The organism is Myxococcus sp. AM010 (assembly GCF_013372585.1).
Classification (GTDB): Bacteria; Myxococcota; Myxococcia; order Myxococcales; family Myxococcaceae; genus Myxococcus; species Myxococcus vastator.
Window position 1 is genome coordinate 1 of the sequence record NZ_JABXEO010000174.1, and the last position, 5,163, is coordinate 5,163.

Below are 5,163 nucleotides of genomic sequence, written 5' to 3' on the forward strand. Positions count from 1 at the left end.
GGCGGTGGCGGTGGACCCTCGGTGGGCGTGTGGTGCGGCCCGGGCGCGACGGTCCGCTACACGGATGGCGGCGTCACCTTCCAGGTGGGTCCAGGGGGTCCGGGCGGCGCCGGCCCCGGGCTCGAGGGAAGCGCGGGCGAGCAACTGCCGGAGGTCGACTGCGTCAGCCCCAACCCGTAGCGTCCGCTGTCCGACGTTGGGGGGGGCCTGCCCGGAGGGGCTTGCGTGCTGCGCCTGACCGCCGGCCAGGCACTCTGGGCCGGCGCACATCGCCCCACCGGGGTCCTCCTGCTACGCTGCTTCCCGGTTTGAGATGGCTTCCGAGTTGATCTGCGATACCTGCGGCCTGGCCGTACCTGCCGACACCACCGTGTGCCCACGCGATGGGACGGTGGTGCTGTCGTCGTTCGACGTGCCCCCCCGCATGGAGGAGCCGAACGTGGTGGTGCAGGCCCCGGAGCCTCCCCCGCCCGCGGCCGCGCAGAGGGATCCGCTCATCGGCTTGAAGCTGGGCGAGTACGAGCTGCGCTCGCGCATCGGCGTGGGCGGCATGGGGCTGGTGTACGAAGGCATCCAGCCGCTCATCGGCAAGCGCGTGGCGGTGAAGGTGCTGCGTCCGGAGCTGGCCCACTCCACGGAGCAGGTGGAGCGGCTGCTCGCGGAGGCCCGCGCCGTCAACGCCATCCGTCACCGGGGCATCATCGACATCTTCGGCTTCGGCCAGGTGCCGGACGGCCGGCAGTACATCGTCATGGAGTACCTGGAGGGCCAGGCGCTCGACGCGGTGCTGACGGAGAAGAACCGGCTGCCGGTGCAGGAGGCGCTGGCGCTGCTCGACGAGGTGCTGGCCGCGCTGGCCGCCGCGCACGGCGCGGGCGTGGTGCACCGCGACCTCAAGCCGAGCAACATCTTCCTGGTGCAGCAGCCGGACGGCTCGCGCTACGTGAAGGTGCTGGACTTCGGGCTCGCCAAGCGAGGCCAGGGCCCCACCGGCCGCACCGCGCAGACGCGCACGGACATGGTGGTGGGCACGCCGGAGTACATGGCGCCGGAGCAGGCGCGCGGCCAGGAAGTGGGGCCGATGACGGACCTCTACGCCCTGGGTGTCGTCACCTTCGAAATCGTCACCGGCCGCCTGCCCTTCGTGGGCAGCTCGCCGGTGGACCTGCTGATGAAGCACGTGGAGGCGCGGCCGCCTCGCCCGTCGGAGTTCGTCTCCGACTTGCCGCCCGCGCTGGACGCCTTCATCTTGCAGATGCTCACCAAGGACCCGGAGACGCGCCCCAACTCCGCGGACGCGCTGCGGCAGCAGCTCCACAAGCTGCGCCGCACCCTGCGGGCCTCCACGCGCTCCAACCCCAGCGCGCTCGCGCCCGGCTTCGAGAAGTCCGCCGCGGCGGCGGAAGCGGACTCGCGTCGGCCCACCACGCCGGTGCCGGTGCCTGCCGAGCTGATCTCGCAGGAGCTGCGCGCCGCGGGCGCCCGGAGCCCCCTGCGCAAGCACCTGCCGCTGGTGGGCGCCGTGAGCTTCGCCGTGCTGCTGCTCTCGGGCGCCGCCGCGGTCGTCATCCGCGGCGCGAAGGCCCCCTCGCTCGTGCCGCCGTCCATCACGCCACAGCGGGCCGCCGCGGCCACTCCGCCTCCCGCCGCGCCCGAGCAGGCCGCCGCGGCCACCCCGCCTCCCGCCGCGCCCGAGCAGGAAGTGCCGCTTCAGCCCTTGGTCGTCGCCGCCGTCGCGCCGGCCCCGCCTGATGGCGCGGAGCGTCCGCCGCCGGCCCCGCGCGCCGAGGTCACCCGCGTCGCGCCGCCCCGGCCCCTGAAGTCCTCCGCCCCCACGTTGGAGGACATCCTCCAGAGCATCGACCGGCTGGAGCGCCGGGTGGACCGACTGGAGACGAGCGGGAAGCTCGACGCGCCCAAGGCCAACGCCGCGCGCAACCTGCTGGCGAAGTACCGCGACGACGCGCGGGCCGACACCAGCACCCACGCCCGCATCGACCTGCTCAAGAAGGTGACGGGCGTGGCGGGGATGATTCGCTGACCGCCGCTCAGCGCGCGCAGGACATCGGCTCGTTCATGGCGGCGATGGCGCGGTCCTTGCTCACCAGCCGCCAGGCAGCGAGGTCCTCCAGCAGCTGGTTGCGGTACTTCCGCAGCTCCGTGGGGTTCTTGCACGTCTTGATGCCGGAGTAGTCGAAGTACGGCGGCAGGGCCAGCTGCAGCTCGGCGAGCTCCTCCAGCTTCAAGTCGCTCAGCTCACGGCCGAAGAGCGCCAGGGCCGCGTCCTCCACGCCGACGATGCCGCGCTCGAAGTAGATGATGGACAAGTCATAGGCGATGAGCTGGTCCTTCTGCATGAAGGTGTGGATGCGGTGCGCGGCCACTGAGCGCTCTCGCGTGCCCTCGATGCCCAGCGCGGCGGCGATGCGCATGGCCAGGATACGCTCGCAAGCCCCGTCTCCCGGCGGCGACGTGCCCACGGTGGCGCCCAGGAACAGCCGCCAGGCCCACGCGGGGCCGTCCTCGCGCGGCGTCTGGAAGTACCGGGGGCACTCCATGTGGCGGATGTAGAGGGCCACCAGGTCCTTGGGCAGCTTGGAGAAGTCCGGCCGCACGAAGGTGATGGGGCGCGGGTTGCGCTGGGACTGCCCCGCCCGAAGGCTCATCCGCTCGCCTTCGATGCTGTGCTTGAGCTGCTTCTCCACGTCGAATTCGCTCTCCAGCGGCGGCAGCTTGCTCGCCGTGTAGAGGTACGTCAGCGGAATCACCACGCCGGCCAGGCCCAGCATGAACAAGACGATCCAGAGCAGACTCTTCACCCCCTCAGGCTACCAGGGGCAGCACGCGCCGGGCGCGTAGGTTAAAACCCCGACATGCCCGACTGGCACCCGGCAACCGTCACTGACAGTGCACCCGCCGCAGATGGCCTCACCGACCTGGTGCTGGACGTCCGGGGCACGCCCCTGGCGGGCACCCATGAGCGGCCGGGCCAATATGTCCACCTGCGCTTGCCTGGCGTGGGGCAGGGGCTCTTCGCCATCGCCTCCCCGCCTGGCCGCCCGGGGACGCAGTGGGAGTTCCTCCTCAAGGTGGGCAGCCCGCTGCCCGACGCCCTCATCCACCTGCCTCGGGGTGCCCACGTCGACGTGTCGAGGCCGGAGGGGCGGGGCTTCCCGCTGGAGCGCGCCCGAGGACAGGACGTGCTCCTGTTCGCCACCGGCTCCGGCATCTCCGCCATCCGCTCCGTCATCACCAGCATCCAGCGGGAGCGAGGGGCCTACGGCCAGGTGACGCTCTACTTCGGCGCGCGCACACCGGGCGCCTTCGCCTACGCGGACGAGCTCCACGAGTGGGAGGCCGGCGGGATGCGCGTGGTGCGCACCGTCAGCCAGCCCGGCGCCAGCGGCTGGCAGGGCCTCACGGGCTACGTGCAGGCCCACCTGGGTGAAGGGCCCGTGCAGGCCGCGGTGGCCTTCCTCTGCGGACAGAAGGAGATGGTGCGGGGCGTGATGACGACGCTCCAGGCCCGCGGCATGCCCACGGGCGACATCCACCTCAACTACTGAGCGGCGGACGCACCGGAAGCGCCTGGCCCCTGCACGGTGGGTGACTCATAGCCCACCTCCAGCAGCACCGCCGCCGGGTCGCTGTCCCCGTCGCGGCTGGCCACCTGGGGCGTCCATGCGGCCACGCCCAGCCAGCGCCCGTCCGGGCTGAAGCGCACCCGCCGCACGGACCAGTCGAAGCGGTGCTCGCCGCGCGCGCCCACGTCCCCTTCGGTGAACAGGTACACGCGCTTGTCCCAGCCGCCGCTGGCCAGCGAGCGCCCGTCCGGGGAGATGGCCGCGGTGGCCACCACGCCCCGGTGCACCGGCCACTTCGCCAGCACCTGGCCAGACTTCGCGTCCACCAGCGCGCCCGCGTTGAAGGGGCCTTGCGGCTCCTCCACGCCCTTGCGCTCGCGCTCGTACACGGCGCGGTCCCGCTCCGGCTTCTGCTCCGACAGCCCCACGCCCAGCCGCTGGCCGCGTGCGTCCACCGTGACGTCGCTCACATAGGCCGGGAAGGGAAACTCCGAGCGCCGCGCGAGCACCAGGGCGTCCACCGTCACCGCGCCCTCGGGCGGGCCGCCCTTCAGCGTGAGCACGGCCTCCTGCGTGACTTCGTCGAAGGCCACCTCCACCCGCGCGGAGAAGGGCGCGCCCAGCACGCCCTGGGTGCCCTCCGGCACGCACGCGTCGCAGATGGCGACGTCCACGCCCTCCACCCGCATGGACTTGAAGCGCAGGGACTGCGCGGGCGCCAGCCGCGCGGCGATGGTGCCCAGCGGCCCCGGCACGTTGACCGTCTCCTTCAGGAAGGGCACGTCGATGCCCGCCGCGGCGGCCGCCGCGCTGGTGAGCACCAGCGCGGGCGCGCGCGCATCCAGCGCGAAGGCCAGCGGCGCCTTGTCATTCACCGTGCCACCCAGCACCACGGAGCCGGCGCGCCGCTCGAAGCGCATGCGCGCCTGTCCCGGCCGCAGCCCCTCCACGGAGGTGCGCCAGGCCCGCACGTGCTTGTCCCAGCCGCCCGAATACAGCGTCCCGTCCGGCGCGAAGGCCAGCGCCGTCACCGGCCCCAGGTGTCCGCGCTCCTCGGAGCCGTACGCCAGCGCGGGCGCCGACAGCACCGTCATCAAACCCTGGTAGCTGCCCACCACCAGCCACTGCCCTTCCGGGTGGAAGGCCACCACGGACAGCGGCTCCTCGGTGCGGCGCTCCGCCACGAGCGCGCCGGTGGCCGCGTCGAAGAGGCGCACCACGCGGTCCTTGCCCGCGGTGGCCACGCGCGTGCCATCCGGGGAGAAGGCCACGCCCTCCACGTCGAACTCGTAGGGGTTGATGGCCGGGTCCGCCAGCATCGTCGGCTCGGCGGAGCCCAGCTCCCAGACGGAGAGGAAGTAGGACTTGCTGCCCAGGCGCGAGTACGCCACCCGGGCGCCGCGGGGCGCGAAGGCCAGGCCCCAGATGAAGTCCTTGTTGTTGAGGACGGCCTTGCGCCCCAGGCCCACGGCGCCGCCGGACACCCAGGTGCCCGGCTCCGACTCCAGCCGGGCGCTCAGCTCCGGGGACAGCCGAGCAGGCGCGTGCGCGCAGCCACCACCCCCCACCGCCACCACCC

The 5,163-nt window shown here is 72.9% G+C and carries 4 protein-coding genes and 1 pseudogene; 3 read left to right on the forward strand and 2 right to left on the reverse strand.

The window, feature by feature from the left end; translation table 11 throughout:
• Both HV826_RS35955 and HV826_RS35960 read left to right on the forward strand, forming a co-directional pair.
• Positions 1–180, forward strand: a pseudogene (locus tag HV826_RS35955) (hypothetical protein); the annotation flags it as partial.
• Between the two features lie 133 nt (positions 181–313).
• On the forward strand, positions 314–2,041 hold the full coding sequence (locus tag HV826_RS35960; RefSeq protein WP_176421519.1) for a serine/threonine-protein kinase: 1,728 nt from the start codon (positions 314–316) through the stop codon (positions 2,039–2,041).
• Positions 2,042–2,048: 7 nt separating this feature from the next.
• On the opposite strand, the gene HV826_RS35965 is transcribed toward HV826_RS35960, so the two are convergent.
• Positions 2,049–2,819, reverse strand: coding sequence for a transglycosylase domain-containing protein (locus HV826_RS35965; protein ID WP_368671072.1), 771 nt, complete (start codon positions 2,817–2,819; stop codon positions 2,049–2,051).
• Between the two features lie 54 nt (positions 2,820–2,873).
• On the opposite strand from HV826_RS35965, the gene HV826_RS35970 reads away from it, so the two are divergent.
• Positions 2,874–3,566: an NAD-binding oxidoreductase gene (locus tag HV826_RS35970; protein ID WP_176421520.1), complete on the forward strand. Its 693-nt coding sequence runs from the start codon at positions 2,874–2,876 to the stop codon at positions 3,564–3,566.
• On the opposite strand, the gene HV826_RS35975 is transcribed toward HV826_RS35970, so the two are convergent.
• Positions 3,560–5,161 carry an aspartyl protease family protein gene (locus HV826_RS35975; RefSeq protein ID WP_176421521.1) on the reverse strand — a complete coding sequence of 534 codons (1,602 nt, stop codon included), beginning with the start codon at positions 5,159–5,161 and terminating at the stop codon, positions 3,560–3,562. The two genes, HV826_RS35970 and HV826_RS35975, sit on opposite strands and share 7 nt — an antisense overlap.
• Positions 5,162–5,163: the final 2 nt, after the last annotated feature.

What these genes read in the sequence shown, in the direction of transcription:
- HV826_RS35960 (WP_176421519.1), top strand. Translation starts at nt 314, where the DNA reads ATGGCTTCCGAGTTGATCTGCGATACCTGCGGCCTGGCCGTACCTGCC.
- HV826_RS35970 (WP_176421520.1), top strand. Translation starts at nt 2,874, where the DNA reads ATGCCCGACTGGCACCCGGCAACCGTCACTGACAGTGCACCCGCCGCA.